The 20639-nt window shown below is 69.4% G+C and carries 14 protein-coding genes and 1 pseudogene; 3 read left to right on the top strand and 12 right to left on the bottom strand.

The features are described 5' to 3' along the window. Nucleotides 1–117 precede the first annotated feature (117 nt). The 4 genes from NAEX_RS32375 to NAEX_RS32360 are packed head-to-tail and all read right to left on the bottom strand — an operon-like array spanning nucleotide 118 to nucleotide 6354. Complete coding sequence (locus tag NAEX_RS32375) at nucleotides 118–1674, bottom strand: DUF4215 domain-containing protein (protein WP_096331347.1); 1557 nt, start codon at nucleotides 1672–1674, stop codon at nucleotides 118–120. Continuing rightward, nucleotides 1674–3212 carry a DUF4215 domain-containing protein gene (locus NAEX_RS32370; RefSeq protein ID WP_170136170.1) on the bottom strand — a complete coding sequence of 513 codons (1539 nt, stop codon included), beginning with the start codon at nucleotides 3210–3212 and terminating at the stop codon, nucleotides 1674–1676. Before NAEX_RS32370 ends, NAEX_RS32375 begins: the two co-directional genes overlap by 1 nt. 20 nt (nucleotides 3213–3232) lie before the next feature. After that, nucleotides 3233–4789, bottom strand: a complete 1557-nt coding sequence (locus tag NAEX_RS51035) for a DUF4215 domain-containing protein (protein ID WP_211302511.1) — start codon at nucleotides 4787–4789, stop codon at nucleotides 3233–3235. Then, nucleotides 4789–6354, bottom strand: a complete 1566-nt coding sequence (locus tag NAEX_RS32360; RefSeq protein WP_096331345.1) for a DUF4215 domain-containing protein — start codon at nucleotides 6352–6354, stop codon at nucleotides 4789–4791. Before NAEX_RS32360 ends, NAEX_RS51035 begins: the two co-directional genes overlap by 1 nt. Before the next feature lie 89 nt (nucleotides 6355–6443). Between NAEX_RS32360 and NAEX_RS32355 the strand changes: the two genes are divergently transcribed. Continuing rightward, complete coding sequence (locus tag NAEX_RS32355) at nucleotides 6444–7697, top strand: hypothetical protein (RefSeq protein WP_143141526.1); 1254 nt, start codon at nucleotides 6444–6446, stop codon at nucleotides 7695–7697. Here the strand turns inward: NAEX_RS32355 and NAEX_RS32350 are convergent. The 4 genes from NAEX_RS32350 to NAEX_RS32335 all read right to left on the bottom strand — a co-directional run bounded on the left by NAEX_RS32350 (nucleotide 7694) and on the right by NAEX_RS32335 (nucleotide 13032). Then, nucleotides 7694–8917, bottom strand: coding sequence for a TlpA family protein disulfide reductase (locus NAEX_RS32350; RefSeq protein WP_096331343.1), 1224 nt, complete (start codon nucleotides 8915–8917; stop codon nucleotides 7694–7696). The genes NAEX_RS32355 and NAEX_RS32350 overlap by 4 nt on opposite strands. Nucleotides 8918–9071: 154 nt before the next feature. Continuing rightward, nucleotides 9072–10085, bottom strand: a complete 1014-nt coding sequence (locus tag NAEX_RS32345; protein ID WP_143141527.1) for a hypothetical protein — start codon at nucleotides 10083–10085, stop codon at nucleotides 9072–9074. Between the two features lie 8 nt (nucleotides 10086–10093). Beyond that, the gene (locus NAEX_RS32340) at nucleotides 10094–11296 is read right to left on the bottom strand and encodes a vitamin K epoxide reductase family protein (RefSeq protein WP_143141528.1); all 1203 of its coding nucleotides are present in this window, start codon (nucleotides 11294–11296) and stop codon (nucleotides 10094–10096) included. A 59-nt stretch (nucleotides 11297–11355) separates the two neighbouring features. Continuing rightward, entirely contained in the window at nucleotides 11356–13032 is a 1677-nt protein-coding gene (locus tag NAEX_RS32335; protein WP_096331340.1) for a serine/threonine-protein kinase, read from the bottom strand. Nucleotides 13033–13245: 213 nt separating this feature from the next. On the opposite strand from NAEX_RS32335, the gene NAEX_RS32330 reads away from it, so the two are divergent. Together NAEX_RS32330 and NAEX_RS32325 are read left to right on the top strand one after the other, a co-directional pair. Further along, complete coding sequence (locus tag NAEX_RS32330) at nucleotides 13246–13485, top strand: peptidoglycan-binding domain-containing protein (protein ID WP_211302510.1); 240 nt, start codon at nucleotides 13246–13248, stop codon at nucleotides 13483–13485. A 183-nt stretch (nucleotides 13486–13668) separates the two neighbouring features. Next, nucleotides 13669–13761: pseudogene (locus NAEX_RS32325) on the top strand (transposase); the annotation flags it as partial. Between the two features lie 120 nt (nucleotides 13762–13881). On the opposite strand, the gene NAEX_RS32320 reads toward NAEX_RS32325, so the two are convergent. The 4 genes from NAEX_RS32320 to NAEX_RS32305 are packed head-to-tail and all read right to left on the bottom strand — an operon-like array spanning nucleotide 13882 to nucleotide 20633. Beyond that, a complete protein-coding gene (locus tag NAEX_RS32320; protein WP_096331338.1) occupies nucleotides 13882–14634 on the bottom strand; it encodes a hypothetical protein in 753 nt (250 codons plus the stop codon). Further along, nucleotides 14628–15950 (bottom strand): PAAR-like domain-containing protein, encoded by a 1323-nt coding sequence (locus NAEX_RS32315; RefSeq protein ID WP_096331337.1) that lies wholly within the window; start codon nucleotides 15948–15950, stop codon nucleotides 14628–14630. Before NAEX_RS32315 ends, NAEX_RS32320 begins: the two co-directional genes overlap by 7 nt. Then, nucleotides 15947–18154, bottom strand: coding sequence for a protease Lon-related BREX system protein BrxL (gene brxL, locus NAEX_RS32310; RefSeq protein ID WP_096331336.1), 2208 nt, complete (start codon nucleotides 18152–18154; stop codon nucleotides 15947–15949). Before brxL ends, NAEX_RS32315 begins: the two co-directional genes overlap by 4 nt. Then, the gene (locus NAEX_RS32305; protein WP_096331335.1) at nucleotides 18141–20633 is read right to left on the bottom strand and encodes a PglZ domain-containing protein; all 2493 of its coding nucleotides are present in this window, start codon (nucleotides 20631–20633) and stop codon (nucleotides 18141–18143) included. Before NAEX_RS32305 ends, brxL begins: the two co-directional genes overlap by 14 nt. Between the last annotated feature and the right edge of the window lie 6 nt (nucleotides 20634–20639).

Genomic DNA, 20639 nt, shown 5'->3' with positions numbered 1-20639 from the left:
GTGAAGCCATGATGGCCGTTGCTCACGTCTTCGCCGTCTCGTCCACGTCCTCCTGGCCGTTCCCGCACGTCCCGAGACACGCCTGTACGAAGCCGGCGTGCGAGACAATGCACTACACTACACATCCTCGATGCAATAGAGGGGGGCAGAGCCGGAGCAAAAACTCGTGCCCACCGCCTCGGTCCAGGTCGCGTCGGTCGCGTTCGTCTTGCCGAAGCCGCCGGAGTAGTCGAGGGTCGAGTTGGTCCAGGCGTTGCAGTCATTCTCGCCGGCGGTCCCATCGGCCTTGGTGTTCGTCCACGGAGCGCTGGACACTTTCATCTTCGTCTCGGTCAGGTCCACGGCGTGCAGCAGTTCGCCGTCGATCAAGTCAGCCCAGCCGTTCTCGGCCACCGGGGTGTCGTCGATCAGCACGTACATGCCCTGGTACTGGGTGTCGAGCCGCTTCGCCGGCCAGGTCGCTTCGTTCGACAGCCATGCCTTGAAGCTTGCTGCGTTCGTAAAGCCTGCAGTCTCCGCCGCCGCCTCGCACTTCGAGTCGGCGCCGCTCATGCCCATGAGGTCGCCCTTGTACTCGGTGCTCGTCACGAAGATGACCCGCCGCGGCTTCAGGCACGAGTTCGAACAACCGTCCGTGTCGACCTGATTGCCGTCATCGCACTCCTCCTCGCCCTCCCAGACGATGCCGTCCCCGCAGTCCGCCGGCTCGCAGGCGTTCGTGCAGTCGTCGGTGTCGATGTCGTTTCCGTCGTCGCAATCTTCTTCTCCGGACCACACGAAGCCGTCGCGGCAGCTCGCCTGCTGGCAGGCCACGCAATCGTCGGTGTCGTCCGCGTTCCCGTCGTCGCACGTCTCGCCGGGGCCGATGTCGCCGTCGCCGCAAGCACTGGCCTCGCACATCGCGCTGCACGCCTTGCCAGGGCCATTGTCGGGGCCGTTGTCGCACTGCTCCTCCCCGGTCCACACGATGCCATCGCCGCAGCTCGCCATGGCGCAGGCGTTGGTGCAGGCGTCGGTGTCGACGTCGTTCCCGTCGTCGCACGGCTCGCCCTCTTCCACCGCCCCGTTGCCGCAGGAGGGCTCGGTGCAGTCCTGCGGGCAGCTCATCATCGACTCGCCTGTCCCGCAGACCATGTCCCCGCAGACACACGAGTCGCTGGAGCAGGGCAAACAATCCCTCGCGCACGCCGCCTCTTCGTCCGCCTGACACACCCCGTCACCGCACCCGGGCGTGCAGTCCTCGGCGCAGATGGCGGCGTTCTCGTGCAGCTCGCACGCTCCGTCGCCGCAGCTCCCGGGGTGGCACTCGATCGGGCAGCGCGCGGGGTCCTCGTCGGGCGCGCACACGCCGTCGCCGCACCCCGGCCCCGGGAAGTCGCGCGGGCACGTCTCCGCCGTCTCGTCCTCATCCTCCTGGCCGTTCCCGCACGTGCCGAGGCACGCCTGCACGAAGGTCCAGTTCTCCTGCGCGTCGCACACCGCCGCCGCGGGGCCTTCGCCCGTCTCGTCCTTCCACACGCAGTCCGACGGGCAGATTTCCTGGTTCTCGTCAGGGTCGCAGACGAAGTCGTCGTTGCACTGCCACGGCGGGTGCTCGGGCTCGCGGGCGCAGGCGGTGAAGACCAGCGGGAACAAACATGTCCTGGGGGACATCCGGCGTGCGAGGCGGTGCATTACACATCCTCGATGCAGTAGAGGCGACGAGCGCCGTCGCACGGCGCTATGCCCACCGCCTCGGTCCAGGTCGCGTCGGTCGCGTTCGTCTTGCCGAAGCCCCCGGAGTAGTCGCCGGTCGAGTTGGTCCAGGCGTCACAGTGGTTGGCACCGGCGCTGGTCCCGTCGGCCTTGGTGTTCGTCCACGGAGCGCTGGACACCTTCATCTTCGTATCCGTCAGGTCCACGGCGTGCAGCAGCTCGCCGTCGGTCAAGTCAGCCCAGCCGTTCTCGGCCACCGGGGTGCCGTCGATCAGCACGTACATGCCCTGGTACTGGGTGTCGAGCCGCTTCGCCGGCCAGGTCGCTTCGTTCGACAGCCATGCCTTGAAGCTTGCTGCGTTCGTAAAGCCTGCAGTCTCCGCCGCCGCCTCGCACTTCGAGTCGGCGCCGCTCATGCCCATGAGGTCGCCCTTGTACTCGGTGCTCGTCACGAAGATCACCCGCCGCGGCTTCAGGCACGCGTTCGAGCATCCGTCCGTGTCGACCTGATTGCCGTCGTCGCACTCCTCCTCGCCCTCCCAGACGATGCCGTCCCCGCAGTCCGCGGGCTCACAGGCGTTCGTGCAGTCGTCGGTGTCGATGTCGTTTCCGTCGTCGCAATTTTCTTCTCCGGACCACACGAAGCCATCGCCGCAGCTCGCCTGCTGGCAGGCCACGCACTCGTCGGTGTCATCGCTGTTCCCGTCGTCGCACGTCTCGCCGGGGCCGATGTCGCCGTCGCCGCAGGCACTGGCCTCGCACATCGCGTTGCACGCCTTGCCGGGGCCGTTGTCGGGGCCGTTGTCGCACTGCTCCTCGCCAGCCCACACGATGCCGTCGCCGCAGCTCGCCATGGCGCAGGCGTTGGTGCAGGCGTCGGTGTCGACGTCGTTCCCGTCGTCGCACGGCTCGCCCTCTTCCACGGCCCCGTTGCCGCAGGAGGGCTCGGTGCAGTCCTCCGGACAGCTCATCATCGACTCGCCTGTCCCGCAGACCATGTCCCCGCAGACACACGAGTCGCCGGAGCAGGGCAAACAATCCCTCGCGCACGCCGCCTCCTCGTCCGCCTGACACACCCCGTCGCCGCACCCGGGCGTGCAGTCCTCGGCGCAGATCGCGGCGTTCTCGTGCAGCTCGCACGTCCCGTCGCCGCAGCTCCCGGGGTGGCACTCGAGCGGGCAGTGCGCGGGGTCCTCGTCAGGCGCGCACACGCCGTCGCCGCAGCCCGGCCCAGGGAAGTCGCGCGGACACGTCTCCGCCGTCTCGTCCTCGTCCTCCTGCCCGTTCCCGCACGTGCCGAGGCACGCCTGCACGAAGGTCCAGTTCTCCTGCGCGTCGCACACCGCCGCCGCGGGGCCTTCGCCGGTCTCGTCCCTCCACACGCAGTCCGACGGGCAGACGACCTGATTCTCGTCAGGGTCGCAGACGAAGTCGTCGTTGCACTGCCAGGGCGGATGCTCGGGCTCGCGGGCGCAAGCGGCCAACACCAGCGCGAACAAGCATGTTCTGAGAGACATCCAGCGTTCGAGGCGGTGCATCACACATCCTCGATGCAGTAGAGGGGACGAGCGCCGTCACATAAGCTTACGCCCACCGCCTCGGTCCAGGTCGCGTCGGTCGCGTTCGTCTTGCCGACGCCGCCGGAGAAGTCGCCGGTCGCATTTGTCCAGGCATTGCAATCATTCTCGCCGGCGGTTCCGTCGGCCTTGGTGTTCGTCCACGGAGCCGAGTTCACCTTCATCTTCGTGTCCGTCAGGTCCACGGCGTGCAGCAGCTCGCCGTCGGTCAAGTCAGCCCAGCCGTTCTCGGCTACCGGGGTGCCGTCGATCAGCACGTACATGCCCTGGTACTGGGTGTCGAGCCGCTTCGCGGGCGAAGTCGCCTCCTTGTCGGACAGCCACGCCTTGAAGCTCGCCCCGTTCGTGAAGCCGGCGGCTATCGCCGCCTTCTCGCACTCATCGTCGGCGCCGTCGACCCCTCCGAGGCTGCCCTCGAACTTCTTGCTCGTCACGAAGATCACCCGCCGCGGCTTCTTGCACTCGAAGCAGCCGTCGCCGTCGACCTGATTCCCGTCATCGCACTCTTTTACGCCTTCCTGGACGATGCCGTCGCCGCACTCCGCCGGCTCGCAGGCGTTTGTGCAAGTGTCGGTGTCGATGTCATTACCGTCGTCGCACAGCTCCACGCCTGCCTGGACCGCTCCGTCGCCGCAAAACGCTTGCTCGCAGGCCACGCAGTCGTCCGTGTCGTCCGCGTTCCCGTCATCGCACGTCTCACCAGGGCCAGCGTCACCGTCGCCGCAAACGTTGGACTGACACATCCCGTTGCACGCTTTGCCGAGGCCGTTTTCGGCGCCGTTGTCGCACTGCTCTTTGTCGGTCCACACGATGCCGTCGCCGCAGCTCGCCATGGCGCAGGCGTTGGTGCAGGCGTCGGTGTCGACGTCGTTCCCGTCGTCGCACGGCTCGCCCTCTTCCACCGCCCCGTTGCCGCAGGAGGGCTCGGTGCAGTCCTCCGGGCAGCTCATCATCGACTCGCCTGTCCCGCAGACCATGTCCCCGCAGACACACGAGTCGCCGGAGCAGGGTAAACAATCCCTCGTGCACGCCGCCTCCTCGTCCGCCTGACACACCCCGTCGCCGCACCCGGGCGTGCAGTCCTCGGCGCAGATCGCGGCGTTCTCGTGCAGCTCGCACGTCCCGTCGCCGCAGCTCCCGGGGTGGCACTCGAGCGGGCAGTGCGCGGGGTCCTCGTCGGGCGCGCACACGCCGTCGCCGCAGCCCGGCCCAGGGAAGTCGCGCGGACACGTCTCCGCCGTCTCGTCCTCGTCCTCCTGCCCGTTCCCGCACGTGCCGAGGCACGCCTGCACGAAGGTCCAGTTCTCCTGCGCGTCGCACACCGCCGCCGCGGGGCCCTCGCCCGTCTCGTCCCTCCACACGCAGTCCGACGGGCAGACCTCCTGATTTTCGTCCGGGTCGCAGACGAAGTCGTCGTTGCACTGCCACGGCGGGTGCTCGGGCTCGCGGGCGCAGGCGGTGAACACCAGCGCGAACAAACATGTCCTGAGAGACATCCGGCGTGCGAGGCGATGCACTACACATCCTCGATGCAGTAGAGGGGGGCAGAGCCGGAGCAAAAACTCATGCCCACCGCCTCGGTCCAGGACGCGTCGGTCGCGTTCGTCTTGCCGAAGCCGCCAGAGAAGTCGAGGGTCGAGTTGGTCCAGGCGTTGCAGTCACTCCCGCCGGCGCTGGTTCCGTCGGCCTTGGTGTTCGTCCACGGAGCGCTGGACACCTTCATCTTCGTCTCCGTCAGGTCCACGGCGTGCAGCAGCTCGCCGTCGGTCAAGTCAGCCCAGCCGTTCTCGGCCACCGGGGTGCCGTCGATCAGCACGTACATGCCCTGGTACTGGGTGTCGAGCCGCTTTGCGGGCCAAGTCGCCTCCTTGTCGGACAGCCATGCCTTGAAGCTTGCTGCGTTCGTAAAGCCTGCGGTCTCCGCCGCCGCCTCGCACTTCGAGTCGGCGCCGCTCATGCCCATGAGGTCGCCCTCGAACTTCTTGCTCGTCACGAAGATGACCCGCCGCGGCTTCAGGCACGAGTTCGAACAACCGTCCGTGTCGACCTGATTGCCGTCATCGCACTCCTCCTCGCCCTCCCAGACGATGCCGTCCCCGCAGTCCGCCGGCTCGCAGGCGTTCGTGCAGTCGTCGGTGTCGATGTCGTTTCCGTCGTCGCAATCTTCTTCTCCGGACCACACGAAGCCGTCGCGGCAGCTCGCCTGCTGGCAGGCCACGCAATCGTCGGTGTCGTCCGCGTTCCCGTCGTCGCACGTCTCGCCGGGGCCGATGTCGCCGTCGCCGCAAGCACTGGCCTCGCACATCGCGTTGCACGCCTTGCCGGGGCCGTTGTCGGGGCCGTTGTCGCACTGCTCTTCGCCGGTCCACACGATGCCGTCGCCGCAGCTCGCCATGGCGCAGGCGTTGGTGCATGCGTCGGTGTCGACGTCGTTCCCGTCGTCGCACGGCTCGCCCTCTTCCACCGCCCCGTTGCCGCAGGAGGGCTCGGTGCAGTCCTGCGGGCAGCTCATCATCGACTCGCCTGTCCCGCAGACCATGTCCCCGCAGACACACGAGTCGCTGGAGCAGGGCAAACAATCCCTCGCGCACGCCGCCTCCTCGTCCGCCTGACACACCCCGTCGCCGCACCCGGGCGTGCAGTCCTCGGCGCAGATCGCGGCGTTCTCGTGCAGCTCGCACGTCCCGTCGCCGCAGCTCCCGGGGTGGCACTCGAGCGGGCAGTGCGCGGGGTCCTCGTCAGGCGCGCACACGCCGTCGCCGCAGCCCGGCCCAGGGAAGTCGCGCGGACACGTCTCCGCCGTCTCGTCCTCGTCCTCCTGCCCGTTCCCGCACGTGCCGAGGCACGCCTGCACGAAGGTCCAGTTCTCCTGCGCGTCGCACACCGCCGCCGCGGGGCCTTCGCCGGTCTCGTCCCTCCACACGCAGTCCGACGGGCAGACGACCTGATTCTCGTCCGCATCGCACACGTGGTCCTCGTTGCACTGCCAGTACGGATTGTCCGCGGGCGGAAAGTCGATCTTGAGGCAGCTCAGACCCCCGAGGGCGAGCAGAAGGCCGAGTCGCACGTCGACGCGCATCATCAACAGACTCTAAAACATGGATCTCGGGCGATCAACGCCTTACACGTGCGCCTGCGCCCCCCCAACCGTGGTTGGGGGCCCAACTCCGGTTGGGCCTCGCGTTCGTCGCTCGTTTTCCGTACACTCCCGGGCCCATGGTCTGCGTCCTCCTGGCCGCTCTCCTGCTCCTGACGCCATCCGTCCCCGCCGGCTCGGCGTCGCCGGCCGCAGGCGCGAGCGACCCCGGGAGCGAGCGCCGCGGTCGGGCCCGCACTGCGTTCGAGCACGGTCACTTCAGCGAGGCCGCGCTGGAATTCGAGGCGTTGTGGCGCGAAGGACATGGGGCAGCCGACCTGTTCAATGCAGCAGTCTCGCGTCTCGCCCTCAGCCACCACGCCCACGTCGTCGTGCATCTCGAGGCCCTGCTCGCGCTACCTGGTCTGACCGCCGCCCAGCGCGAGGAGGCGACGGCCCTCCTGCGGACCGCCCGGGCGGAGACCAGGCCGGTGCCGCTCGAGCTGCGAACGCAGCGTCCGCTCGACGCTCCGCTCTCCGTCACCCTCACCTTCGTCTCCGCCTTCGCGTCCGACGTTCGACCGGAGCTCACGATCGCGGTCCGCCCGGGCGAGCACACCGTCCTCTCGCTCGACCCGGGCGGGTGGCAGATCCGCGTCGACGATCCGCGCTTCGAGCCCATCACGCACGAAATCCCGGTCGACGCATCCACGACGGCCCCGGCGGTCCTGGATCTCCGGCTGCGTCAGGACGCTCGCGCGCTCCGACGTTTCGCGCTTGGCTGGAGCGGCGCCGGCGTGGCCGGGATGGTCGCCGGCGGGACCCTGCTCGGCATCGGACAGGGCCGATGGTCGTCGCGGCTCAACGGCCCTGTGGAGGCGTGCCAGTCCGACGATTCGCTTTTTCCCCTCGAGGCGTGCCGTCGCGAGCTCGACGCGGCCGGCACGTTGCGAGCGTCGGGCGCCGCCGTACTCGGCGTCGGTGCCGGCGCGCTGATCGGAGGTCTTGTCGCCCGGGTCAAGGAGCCTCGCAAGCGCCGGGTCGGCTGGATCATCGCCGCCTCGGTCGGCGGCCTGTCGACGATCGGTGGCGCAGTCGCCCTCGGCCTCGGCGCCCAGGCATCCGGCCGGCACAACGACCCGTCCCCCTGGACAGACGACGATCGCCGCGCGATCAACGGCGCCGGCGCGGCGCACACGACCGGCGCCACGTTCCTGGGCCTCGGCGCCGGCGCTCTGGCCAGCGCAATCACGGGCCTGTTGCTCGATCGGAGCGGCCGCTTCCTCGTGTCGGCGGGACCACAAGTCCGCGTCGGCGGTGGCGCCCTTGTCATCGAGGGCCGGTTTTAGTCCGACCACAGTTCGTTCGCGGGCAGACAGACGTCGCGCCCGCCTTCGGCGCGCCGGCACTGCAGTGAGCCCTTGCAGCCGCAGTCACGGCAACACGTCTTCTGGTCCTCGCCAGGATCGCAGTGACCATCGCCGCAGCTGAATACGGGGCCCATGGTCGCCGGCGGCTCCGACCCGCCCCATAGCGTCAAGCACCGGCCCTTCTCGTCGCAGCGAGGGCACTCTTGTGGGCACGGCTTCCGCTTGGGGGGACGCTTGGCGGGATCGTCCGGGGCGATCTCGTTCGGCCCGACGACCGCGACCTCAGTGGGCCCCGACACCACGCGCTCGCTCGGCGCAGTTTCGGCGGGTGTGCCGCAGTCTTCCTCGCAGCGCCCGGCCTCGCCGGCCTCGCAGCGGCCGTTCCCGCACCAGACCTGCCGGCAGCGCGGATCGCCGTCGGTCATCTCGGCGCGGAAGGTGTCGAGCCAGTCCTCGAGCTCCTTCATCTCCGCCTCGCCGGGCACGCCGATCCTGGCCCATCGGACACGTCGGTTGCAGTCGAGCGCCAGCGTCACGGGCAACGTCCCCTGGTAGAGACGGCGCGAGTCGTCGCGCAGCGCGGCGACGAAGCTGTCCGCGAGCGAGCGGTCGGCGACCTGCACATGACTCGCGGGCATGAGCGGCCCCCACGTCCGGATCGCGTCCTCGGGCGCGGTCGGGTCGAGCACCTGCACCGGCAGGAACCGCACCGAGTCGCCCCAGCTCGCGCCGCGCCGCTCGAACATCTCGCGCAGGTCCGGCAGGACCTCCTTGCAGGCGACGCACCACGGCGCCCACAGGCTGATCACATGCACCGCTTGCGGCGACAGCACCTCCGACGAGCCGAAGCGCACCGTCCCCGCAGGCGCTCCCTGGCGCACGCGCTCGAGGCGCAGGCGCATCAGCGGCCCGAGGTCGACGCCGGCCGCGACGTAGGAGCCGGACCCGAGCGGCGCGCTGGGGGGCGGCGGGGGCGCTTCCTCGACTTCGACGCGACGTCCGGACGGCGAGCGCGCGGGGGCGGGACACGAGGCTGCACGCGCCCGCAACTGCTCGAGCGCCTCGGTCCGCTCGGTGATCCGCCAGGTCAGCACGAGCGTCAGGGCGGAGAGCACGCCGACCGAGATCAAGAGCACGAACGCCCCCCAAACCCACGCGCGCGGCGCCTCGGTTTCGGACGGCAGCGGTGTCGTCTTCACGGCTTCGACTCCTCGCAGCACTCACACGCGCGGCGTGTCCCCGAGAACCTGTCCTCGAGCTGCCTGAGATGCCAGATGCCCACGGCCGCGGCGAACACCGCCACCGTCGCCGCGAGCGCTGCCGCCAACAGCACACGTCGTGCCGCTCTCGCCGTCATCGGACCTCCTTCGTGCCGTCGCACGGCACCGGGATCACCAGGACCACCCGGTTGACATCGCGCTCGAGCGAGCGTCGGCCCGGCACCGGCTCGCCGGCGCGAATCGCCGCGAACGCGGCGGCGAGGCGCTCGCTCTCCGCCCGGGAAGTCGCTATCGGCGCCTGCGTCCCCGCATAGTTGCGGACGAACGCCTCGAGCGCGACCGGCCGATCGCTTGGCGCGCCCGACCCGATGAGCATCGGGCCGGCACCACGCTCGCTCGGCTTCTCGCGACCGAGCGCGACGTCGATGAGCCGCTCGACCGCGTTGATCCGCCGCAGAGCGAGCGCGTAGTCGTCGGCGGGGTTGCCGTCGGGGCTCGCGCGGCCAATCACGAACAACATCTTCGCCTCGCGCAGCGCCTCGGCGTGGCGCGCCAGCTCGCCGGCCATGTGCGCCCGCGTCTGGGGGTCGGGCCACGGCTGTCGTGCGCGCGGTTCGCCCGACGGGAAGAACACCGCCAGCCGCTCCGGGAACGCAGCCAGCAGCGTGTTCATCTGCTCGTCGTCGGCGAGCAGCGCCCGCCATTCGTCGGCGCTGCATCCCTGTCCGCTCTCGACCTGGTCCTGCACACTGTGCCGGCGCTGCAGGCACATCTGCGTCAACCGCGAGACCGCCGCCTCGACGGCCGGGTCGCCGCACGTCGGTGCGGGCGCCTCCGGCTCGTTACGCGGCCGGCAGCGCAGATCCGCGCCACACTGCAACCCGACGTCGCACGGACAATCGCGGCACTGCTCGCCTCGCTGCGCCACCTGCGGCTCTTCGTGAGGCGTGCATTGACCATGAACACACCACTGCCCCTCGGGACATTGCTCCTCGTCCGGCCGGCGCGGATCGCAGACTCGCGCCCCTTCGCCCTCGTCGACGACCATCCCAGGCAGAAAAAACACCGGATAGCCCACGAGCAACACCATCACCCAGATCGCAGTCGTCAGCACGATCAGGGCCCTGGTCGTCAGATCGTTCGACATCGTCATCCTCACTTCGACCCAGGCGCTTCGACGAGCTTGAGGATCTTCCCCGCGCTCGTCGCCGGCATCGCGTCGCCGAGGTGCAGCGCCTCATCGACGATGGGAACCACGAACGCCTGCGGGACGCTCACCCGTCCGCCTCGCGCCTTCACCCACGAGAGCAAGTAGTGCTGCTGCGTCGCCAGCGTCGCCGCCGCATCCTCACCGTCGATGCACGTGCGCAGCTTTCCGCCCGGCCCCAGCGTCTCCGCGACCTCGCCGAGCGCTCGCTCCACCTTCTCGATCGTGAACCGCGGCGCCTCCGTGTCCTGCAGGTCGAACAGCGCCGCGAGCGCCTCGAGTCCACGCCCGGGAGCCAGCTGCTCCGCGCACAACGCCGCCAGCGCCCCGAGGCACGCGTTGTTGCCACGCGCCTCGCCGTGCGCCTGCGGCCTTCCCTCGGTGTCGACGAATTCGTGCGACGGCAGGAACCGCTCGTCACAGCTCGCGCGCGGGAACATGTATACCCACAGTTCGGCCCCGTGCGCGCGCAACCGCGGCAGCGATTGCAGCAAGTAGTGCAGCTCTCGCCGACACAGGGGGCAGGTCGGGTCGACGAACAACATCACCGCGGCGCGCGGCGCGTCGACTGTTGCTGCGAGCGTGACCGGCGGCGGATTGGGCGGCGGCGGCGGGCAGCTCGCCCTGCGCGCCGCGAGCTGATAGCCGACCGCGAGTCCGCCGGTCGTCAGCACCCAGATCATCGCCGCCCGGAACGCCCCGCGGATCCGCTGTCCGCCGGCACTCTCGTCCGAAGGCCCATGGACCAGCCACGCGCCGACGAACGCCAGCGTCAACGTCGCGTACAGCGCCATGCAGAACGGGCACATGCGCGTGAACTGGGTGAACGCGTAGGTCCCCAGGACCGCCGACACCGTGATCCCGAACACGCCGAACCCCAGCAGCCCACGCGGGGCGACCTCGGCCAGCGGGCCGCGCCCGCGCAGCAGAGCCACCGCGAGCACCATGGTCGTGAGGACATGTCCGATTGACCACACGCCGAGCGGCAGCCCGAGCAGCTCGGACCACGCGCTCGTCAGCGCCTCCGTACACGACGGCCCGTCGTCGCCGCCGGTGCATCCGCTCGCGTCGCACAGGTAGTCGGCGCCGAACTTGAGCCGCACGAGCCACGCGCTGACGCCGAGCCCGACGACCCCGGACAACAGCGTCAACGCCGCCCCGACGCGGACCCGTCGAGGGAGCTCGGGAGGAGCGGCCGTCGTCGGCGCCGTCACTTTCTCCCCACCGGCAGGAGGTCGTCCATCGGCTCGTCCTTCGACGGCTTCTTGCTCTTCGTCGCCGGCTTCGGCGCGTCCTTGGCCGTGAATGTGTACGTCAGCTCTCCGCCTTCATCACTCGCCGGGAACTCCGCACCGTCGAGCTGATCGAGCACGCACTGGCGAAACGACGCCGGCGACGCCTGCACCACATGCACTGACCCTTCCGGACTGACCTTCAACGTGAAGCGCAGTCGGTCCGTGCCCGGCATCGCGCACACCCGCAGATCGGCGAGGCGCCGATCGAGCTGCGCCCGCACCTTGCTGGCCGAAAACGGCCGCGCCGGCACCGGCGCCGGCTCTCCGGGGGGCGACGCGGCCGAAGCCGCGACCTCCGTCACGGGCGCTGGCCGAGCCTCACGCACCAGGCCTTCGCCCGGGGCCTTGACGCGCTCCACCTCGCCCCGCGCAGCCTCATCCGCCGCGTCCACGACAGGCTTGCGCATTCTTTCCCCGACGATTGTCGCCTCGCGCACGAGCAACTGGTGCGTCGGCGTCGGCCGCACGGCGGACAGCAGCACCCGCCCAGATCCGCCATGTCCCGGCTTCTCGGTCGGCGCCAGGGACCACGCCCCTCCGAACAGCGCCGCAGCCGACGCCATCACGATCGCCGCCTCACGGCGCCACCCAGGCGCTGGCGCAGAGACCGGCGCCGGCGCCCCCCGCAGGACCGAGCCGCTCGGCGGCACCGCGCGCGGCTCATCCAGCGCCAGCCGCAGGGCAGCCATCACCTCGTCGACCGAGCGGAAGCGTCGCGACGGATCGCGCTCAAACGCCTGCATCACCGCCGCCTCGACCGTCGGCGGTAGTGTCCCGCGCACGTGCTCGTGGAGCGGCCGCGGCGACTCGTGCATCTGCGCGAACGTCACATCGCCCGCACTGCCGGGCTGCCAGGGCAGCCGTCCGGTCATCAACTTGTAGATCGTCACGCCGAGGCCATACACGTCGGTCCCCGGCGACGGCCGCGCCTCGCCTGCGAGCAGCTCCGGAGCCACGTAACCCGGCGTCCCGAGCACCAGCCCGAGGCCGGTCTGCTCGCCGCTCGCGTCGAGGTCCTTGGCGATCCCGAAGTCGATCAACTTCACGAGATCGTCGCCTGCGTCGCCGCCTTCGACGAGGAAGCAGTTCGACGGCTTGACGTCGCGGTGGATGATGTTGCGGGCATGAGCCGCCGCCAGCGCCTCGCACAGCTGGAGTCCGATCCCCGCGGCTCGGCGCCACGGAAGTGGGCCCTGGCGCGTGAGCACTTGCTCGAGATCGCGCCCGCGCAGGAACTCCATCACGAGGTAGATCTCGTTCTCCGGCGTAGTCCCGACCAGAAAGGCACGCGGCACGTGACGGCTCTCGATCTCGGCCATCGTCCGCGCTTCGCGCTGACAGCGTCGCCCCATGTCTGGGTCGGCCGTGAATCGACGGTCGAGGAATTTTACCGCGTACTCCACCCCCGACTCGCGGTCGACAGCGCGATACACAGCCGCCATTCCGCCCTTGCCCAGGCGCTCCATGATTCGGTAGCGCTCGGCGATCAGGAGCCCGGCCCGCGTATCCGCACGCGACGGTTGGTGCACGGTGGAGGTCTCGTGCGCCTCCGTCCGCTCGACCTCGTCGAGCTCCTCCTCGGTGAACTTCACCAGGGGGAGGCTAACCGTGAGGCCGCGCCCCGTAAAGGAGCCCGGGGAACGGCCCTCGGGCCCGTGGCGGACCGACTCTCACTTCCGCGAACGATCCTTGGAACGCTCCGAGCGCGAAAGGCGCAAGGGCCAGGCCGCCATGTCGAGGGCACGGCGGACGACGAGGGACGCCTCGAGGCCGCGATCCCGGCTGATGTGACGAGGGCGACGTTGGTGCTTCCGGAGCGCGGCGAGAAGTACGAGTTCACGCTGGGGCACCTCGAACCCGCGGACCACTGGCGAGGCGCCGCCCAGCGCCTGCGAAGCCTCGGCCTGTACGGCGCCGAGCCCTCGGCGCCGGACGAGGGCTTCCAGCGGGCCCTGCGCCGCTTTCAGGCGTTGCGCCGCCTCGAGGTGAGGGGCGCGCTGGACGAGCCGACGATCGCCGCCCTGCAGGAGGCTCACGGGTGCTGAGGCGAGTTCAGGAAGAGAACGACCAGCGCGGTCCGGCCTCGAGCGTGTTGAAAGTGTCACGCGCGCGGTCCGAGCGAGCGGCCGCGAAGGTCCCGATGAGCCTGGGTTTCGTGGGCTCGGGCTCGTGCGAATCTTCGCTCGGATCTGGGTCTTTCGGCTCCGGCATCCCTGCAGCGTATTTAGGCATGCGGCGCGAGGGTCGTCTACCAGCCGCCGTACTCGCCCGACCTCAACCCCATCGAGCTCGCCTGGTCGAAAATCAAGACCGCCCTCCGTGGCCCGGGGGCTCCTCAAGGCGTATAAACCCGCTGTGAGGCAATCGCTGGGACGGCTACGCGGCTGGCCCGGTCACGATCTTCTCAGTAGGTATGAAGATCTGCTCGAATGGCGCGGCGCTCATCGGGAGCGCGTCGCCCAGCGATCGGCGTCGACCTGGAGCGTGGTGCCGCGCCCGATCTCCCCCAAGAGCCGGCGTATGGCGGCGACGCTGGGGCCGCCGATCTCGTAGATGAGGATGCCTAGGTTCTCGGGCTTGACGGTCGACTTGGCGACCATTGTCATGTCGCCTCGTTCGTAGAGTCGACAGAAGGGCCCGGTCGTGATCGGGCTGGTGAAGCCGAGCGCGGTCATCACGGTCTCGAGCTGAGCGGCGGCGGTTCTCCCGGGGTCGACGAAGGCGCCGAAGCATCGGTGGGGCGCGGTCATCACGCCGAACTTGATCATGGCACGCGCCGCGATCCATTCGCGGAAGGTCTCGCTGATCTGGGACTCGGGGCCTGCGTCGAGGATGGCGCTCAGGACGATAGCGTCGTCGCGCAGCGGGTGCGCCAGATCGTAGTAGACGTCGAGCGGCATCAGGGCGTCGGGCATGCGCCCGATGAGGAACTGCGTGGGACCGATGTCGACGCTGCCGGTTCGGTAGGCCTCGAGCACGCTCGCGGCGGTGAAACCTCGCAGCATGGGGTGGAGCGCGCCCACACTGCCGGCCAGGCGCGAGAGGAACCATCGATAGAAGGGGGGGAAGTCGTGGCCAGTGAGCTCGACCCGCTCCTCGAGCTCCTCTAGATCCTCCGGGGAGGCCCCCGACCAGTCGCGCGCGAGGTTGGGGACGATGCGAAGCAGCAGCGCTTCGAGCTCGGGTTCTAGCATTTGTGACACACTCCGGGATGCGCTGTCTTGTGGTCGCAATGCATCTCACCCTCGGCGCACATCAGCATGGTGAGGATGACCTGGCACGTGCCGCACGGGGGGATCGGCTTGCCCGGCCCGAGCTCTGCGGGGGTGGCCAGGCGGGCGCGCTTGGGGCCGCCCTTGCCGGGCTTGCGGATCCACAGCTTGGATAGCTTGGCATCAGGGTTCGTGGTGTAGTAGCGCTCGGTGAGGCCCATGGGGCGGTCGCCGTGGTTCATGGCCAACAGCGCCATCTGCTGCGCCGCGCAGCTCCCCGGGGGGTAGAACATCTCGTCGGTTTCTCCCACAAAGGACTTCTCCGAGAGTTGCTTGAGCTTCTCCCACTCCACGGGCCACGAGCTCAGCGAGCCCTTGCCGTACCTGGCGAAGTCGAGGACGTCGGCCTGGAAGTTTTTGCGGTCCGGCTTGTTGGCGAGGCTGCCCGAGGGCGTGGGGGAGTGCCATGCGCCGGGCATTTCCGCCTGGATGTCGGAGTACTGGAACAGGCTCGTCCCGGCGAAGATGAGGCCGTCGTCCTTGCACTTGACGACGCCCATCATGCCCGTGAAGTGGACCGCGAGCCCGCGTTCTTCCTTCTCGAGCGCGTCGAGTTGCTGCCTGTAGGGAGCACGCTGCTTCTTGGGCAGCGCGGCCATCGCCGTCTTCAGCGCGGCGATCTCGGCCTGCACCGCGGCGAGCCGCGGGGCGTTAGCCGCGCGCGCCTTGCCGATGGCCCGGTCGATGGCGGCCTGAAGCTGCCCCGCGGCCCCCTTGGTGTCCTCGCTCTCCTCGAGCTTGCCGTTGAAGCCGTGTTGCTTGCGACACAGGGGGCAGGGCTCGTCACCGACCACCGCGACCAGGCCCGCCTTCTGCAGCACGCCGACGAGCGTGGCGGCGTTAGGGGGCTTTCCGCTGGGCCCGCAGTTGTTGAGCATCGGGTCGCCGAGGAGCTGCACGTTCTTGCCCTCGATCTTGACGTCGAACGAGCCCGGGCCGACGAAGCTCGTGGGGCCGTGCGTATTGGCGGAGAACAGGCCACCGCCGGTCCCCTTGCTGGCCATGTCACCCGTCGACCCGAAGGTCGCGCCCTTGACGGCGACCTGCTTGCCCTCAATCGTGACGTTCTTCGAATAACCCTTGGGGGAGCTGCCGCTCTTGCCGATGTTGGGCAGCGGTGTCGGGACGAAGGGCGCAGGCGGTCCCGGCATCTTGCAGACGTTGGGGATCGTGGCCGCGGCCACGCCCTGGCTGCCCTTCGTGACCGGGGTCTTGGGCGCGTTGACGAGCGTCTTCATGGGCGTCCTTCGAGGCGAGGGTCGTGCAGAAACATCGCGCCGCGCGTGCCGGAGTCCGAGCCGGCCATCACGAGGGCGCGGGGTCCTCGAGCGTAGCCGCGGGCGAACGACTGTGCGGCGGCGATGCTGGCGATCGCGCCGAAGGCGGCGCCAACATCGCCGATGCTGCCGCAGAAGGTCTGATACTGCAGGGACCGCAGCGCCGCGTGAGCCCGAGTGGCGAACAGGCCCCACTCCTCGCTGCGGTAGCGCTCGCCGTTGATGTCGCAGTACACCGCGTCCGCCGCGTGCGCGGGCAGGTCCAGGCCCGCGGCCGCGTCCAGCACGGCCTTGCTCATTGCCAGCCCGAAGGACCCGGCGTCGCTGTCGCGCAGCTGCGTCTCCTGGTGGATGCCGGCGCCGGAGATCGTCGCGAGGGGCCGACGCTTGAGCAGCGCCCCGAGTCGCCGCCGCCCGAGCACGAGGCCGACGCGCTTGCCGTTCGCGCGCAGGTAGTCGAACGCCATCTTGGCGCTCTCGCGGATGTTCTTGGAGGTGACACCGACGAGGTTGAACCGGCCGGTGCCGAGGACCGAGGCGGCCTGGATCCTGAACAGGGCGACGCGGTCGGTGCCCGGGTCGACGCCGACGCTGAAGACGTCGCCGGGGGGCAGCGGGCCCTCGGGGATCAGGCGGATCGCGCCGAGCTCGGCGCACTCGGCGAAGCGCTCCTCTCCCGTCTGCTTGTCGATGAAGGACAGGTTGACGCGCGAGAACTCGATCGGGTTGATCCGTTTGAGCTGTTCCTTGACCCGGCGCCGCAGCTCGAGGCCGAAGTCGAGGTATTCGCCGAGCTCATCTTTGCTGCATTTTCCATCGGGGTGCAGCAGTTTGATCAAACCCGAGACGGTGCGCAGGGCGGCCTTACGATCGCGCTGTCCGACGTGGTTGCCGAGCGCGAAGTGCTGGTCGGCGAGGTCGGTGAAGTTCAGGCGGCGCAGCTCGTTGTGGAAGATCTCGGCGATGTAGTCGGCGATGAAGCCGAGGTGCCGCGTGAAGTGCTCGGGTCGCAGCTTCGGCATCTCCCACCCGGGCAGGTAGGCGTGCCAGCGATCGTGGAAGGCGGTGTCGTTGCGGACGGACTCCGGCAGCGCCGTGAACAGGTGGGTCGTGCGAGCGATCGCCTCGACGTTGCCGTCGATGTTGCCGTTGAAGATGATGCCGGCGTCGGCGCTGATCGTGCCCTTGTCGTCACCGCGAGAGAAGGAGCCCTGCTCCATGTACCCCTTGAACATCTGCTTCTCGGACTCGTTCTTGAAGTACGAGCCGGCGACCTCGTCGAACGCGACGAGGTCGTAGCGGACGACTAGGCCGGCCTTGTCCTTGCGGTGCTTCCAGCCGAACAGGTCGGCGACGGTGCCCTGCCCGCCCGAGAGCAGGATCGCGTAGGGCGACAGCTCGCGGAACACGAATGACTTGCCGGTCTCGCGCGGTCCGAGCTCGATCAGGTTGTAGTTCTTCTCGACCATCGGCACCAGGCGCAGCAGGTAGAGCAGCTTGCGACGCCAGGTGAAGTCGGGGTGCGTCGGCTCGTAGCCCATCGTCCGTAGCAGGACGTCGACCCACTGCTCGCGGGTGAAGGACGCGCGCGCGGTCAGGAACTCGTCGAGCCGCGCGCTGGCGATCTGGATCGGCTGCATGCGGCTCAGGACGAACGGCCGCGTGACGGTGCCGTGGACGAGGGTATCGTCGTAGGTGATCTCGACGTTGGACCACACACCGCCAGTCAGGACGCGCTCGTACTTGTGGACGAGATCCTCGCTGATGTGCATCTTCGTCAGGCCCGCGGTCGCCAGGGCGGCCCAGTACTTGCCGCCCTGGTCCTTCTCGTCGAAGGTCACGGTGACGAGGTCGATGAGCTTCATCGACCGGCTGCGCTGGAGGCGGGACTTGATCAGCTCGGCCTGGTCGGCCCGGACGACGCGCTCGGCGATCGTCTGCTTGACCATGTCGAGGCCCTCGCGGATCTGGGCCTCGTCGGTCGTCGAGCAGTACTTGCCCAGCAGGTACTCGAGGACATAGACGGGGATGTTGAAGCCGACCTTGAGGGCGTGGACGAGGTCCTTGCGGACGACGCGGCCGGGGAAGGCCGCCACGAGCTGCTCATCGAGCGGGTCGATCCAGGGGCCCTCGGGGGCGTTGGTGTTCGGATCAGTCCCAGTCACTGTTGATCTCGACCTTGAGAATGGTGTCCTGGCCCAGCAGGAATTCGTCGTTGTCGGCGTCGCGGATCTCGATGCGGAGCGTGGTGTTCACCGGGACGTCGGGCTTCGGGTCGACCAGCTTGAGCGTCACGACGGTCGGCTTGCCCTGCGGGTCGACAGTGACTGGATCGTGGTGCTGGAAGAGAAGAGCGGCCGGCGAGGACACCCGCACCAGAACTCGGCGCGGGAGGTAGGCGCCGCCGGCGAAGATCTCGCCCTGCAAGCCCGAAATGACCTCGATGCGCGGCTGCAAGGTGGTGATCGGCTCGATCTTGTGGAGCGACACGGGGGTCTTCTTGCGCCTGGCGGGCCAGACCGCGACGACGACCGGGATCACGAGCTCCTGCAAGGTGGCGCCGCCGTGGAGGAAGCCGACAGCACCGTAGGTGCGGAAGACGTTGACGCTGCGCGGGACGACGACCTCGAGATCGCTGCGCGGGACGGGCAGCCGGAGGCCAGTCGCGTGCGAGAGCCCGCGACCGGCGACGGCCCGGCGGGACTGATAGACGATGTCGCCCTGGGGCAGATCCTCGCGCTCGTCGTCGTCGGGCTTCCAGTGGAAGAAGCCGTGGTCCGTGGTGACGATGACCCGTGTGTAGCCGGCGGCGCGAAGGGCGCGGAGGACCTGCGTGTAACGCTTGAGGTGATCCTCGGCGCCGCTGAGCTCGAGCGCGCCCTCGTGGCCGTCGCGGTCGAACTCGTCGCCGTAGACCATGATGAGCTTCTGGGCGTCGCCGAGCTCGCGCAGCCTGGCGCCCTCGAGGACCTCGTGCGTCGTGAGGCACGCCTTCGCCCCGCCCTTCCTAACGAGCCAGCGGCGGCGGTGCTCGGCGACCGTGAGGTCGTCGGACCAGCCCTCGGCGGTCACGCTCCACTGGGGGCGCTTGCCGGTGGTGAAGGAGACGGTCAGCGCGCTGCGGGGGATCGGGAGCGCGAAGGGCATACCGAGCGCGGTGATGCTCGGGATCGGGGCGAGCGCGGGGTCGACCTCGAGGCGCTCGGGCGGGTCGTGCAGCTGCAACTGCTCGGCGAGCCGGCGGGCGAGCTCGAAGCGGAACGCGTCGAGGATCACGAAGGCGGTCGGCTGCTTCTTCCCGCCGAGCTCCTTCAGCACGCGCTCGCCCGCGCTGGGGATGTCGAGGTCGGGGCCGGCGGCGTCGAGGCGCTGGGAGAACTGCCTGCCGAGGTCGTCGATGGTGCGCTGGTACGCCTTGCGCAGACGCGCGCGGATCCGGTGCAGCGGATCCGCGATGCCGGGCACCTCGCGGAAGAGCAGCTCGCCGGCTCGCTCGAGGCGCCAGAGGTCGTGGGCGTAGGCGAGGATCATGTCGCGCGCGGTCGCCCACGAATGTTCGATGTCGCGGAAATGGGTCAGGGTGCAGGCGGCGTCGGCGAGCTCCTTGAGCTGACGCCAGGCGACCGGATGGGTCGCGCGGCTGCCCCAGAAGCCCTGCGCTCGCCCGGCGATGTCGCTGAAGCCAGCGGCCAGCTCGCGCGCGAGGAGGAAGACATCGTCGATCGACTCGAAGCGATCGATCTGGTGGCGCAGCAACGCCTCCTCGACTGCACGGGAGGCCGTGGTGCGCGGCGGGCTCGACTGACTGCGTGCCCAGGTGTCAAGGCCGAGGTGGCGCTCGGCCTCGTGGACGGCCCGCTCGAAGCCCGCGATCAGGCGGATGTCGTGCATGCACCGCTGCAAGAGCTTGAGGGCGTATTCGCGTACGCGGCCGGCGGGCAGCTCGCGCGCGCCAAGCGGCGGTGTTCCGCCGCTGTTGGCCGCTTCCATGAGCAGGAGCCGCCGCATGGACTCGATGCGCCAATCCGGCTCCGGGGTCTTGTCGGGGTCCGAAAGGCCGAGGTCTTCCATCACGCGACCGGCGAAGACGGCGAAGACACCCTCGGCGCGGAGGTCCGGGAACATGTCGCGCTCGGCGGTGAGGACTTCAAGGAGCCGGCCGTCGTCGAAGAGGGCGCCCTTGGCGGCGCTCGGGGTCAAGTCGTCCCAGGCCGAGCGCGGCTGGTCGAACAAATTGCGGGCCTGGAGATGGAGGATCGGCCGTAGCTCGGCCTCGTGACGGCGCGCGACCGGCACGCCGTAGTCCGAGAGGGCCTCGGCGAGGCCCCGGATCCACACGTCGGCCTCGAGCTCATAGACCTTGAAGTAGGTGATCTCGGCGCGAGTCCGGGGAAGCCAGACGATCCGTCGGCGGCGCGGTTCGCGGTGGAAGCGGTCGCGCAGGGCCAGCTCGTGCGGGTCGGGCTCACCGGGCGCGGGGGCCCAGAGCTCGACGCCGGCTGCGTCCGAGGCGATGCGCAGGAGTTCGATCCACTCGCGGTCGGGGTCGCACCAGATCATGAAACGGCCCGCGCCGCCCTTGGCCGGCAACGCGGACTTGATCTGGCCGATGAGCCACGCTCGAAGAGAGGTATCCTGCGACATGAGTGG

This window comes from Nannocystis exedens, assembly GCF_002343915.1.
Classification (GTDB): domain Bacteria; phylum Myxococcota_A; class Polyangia; order Nannocystales; family Nannocystaceae; genus Nannocystis; species Nannocystis exedens.
The sequence above is the reverse complement of the archived record's forward strand: the minus strand, read 5'-3'. Positions and strand labels throughout refer to the sequence as shown.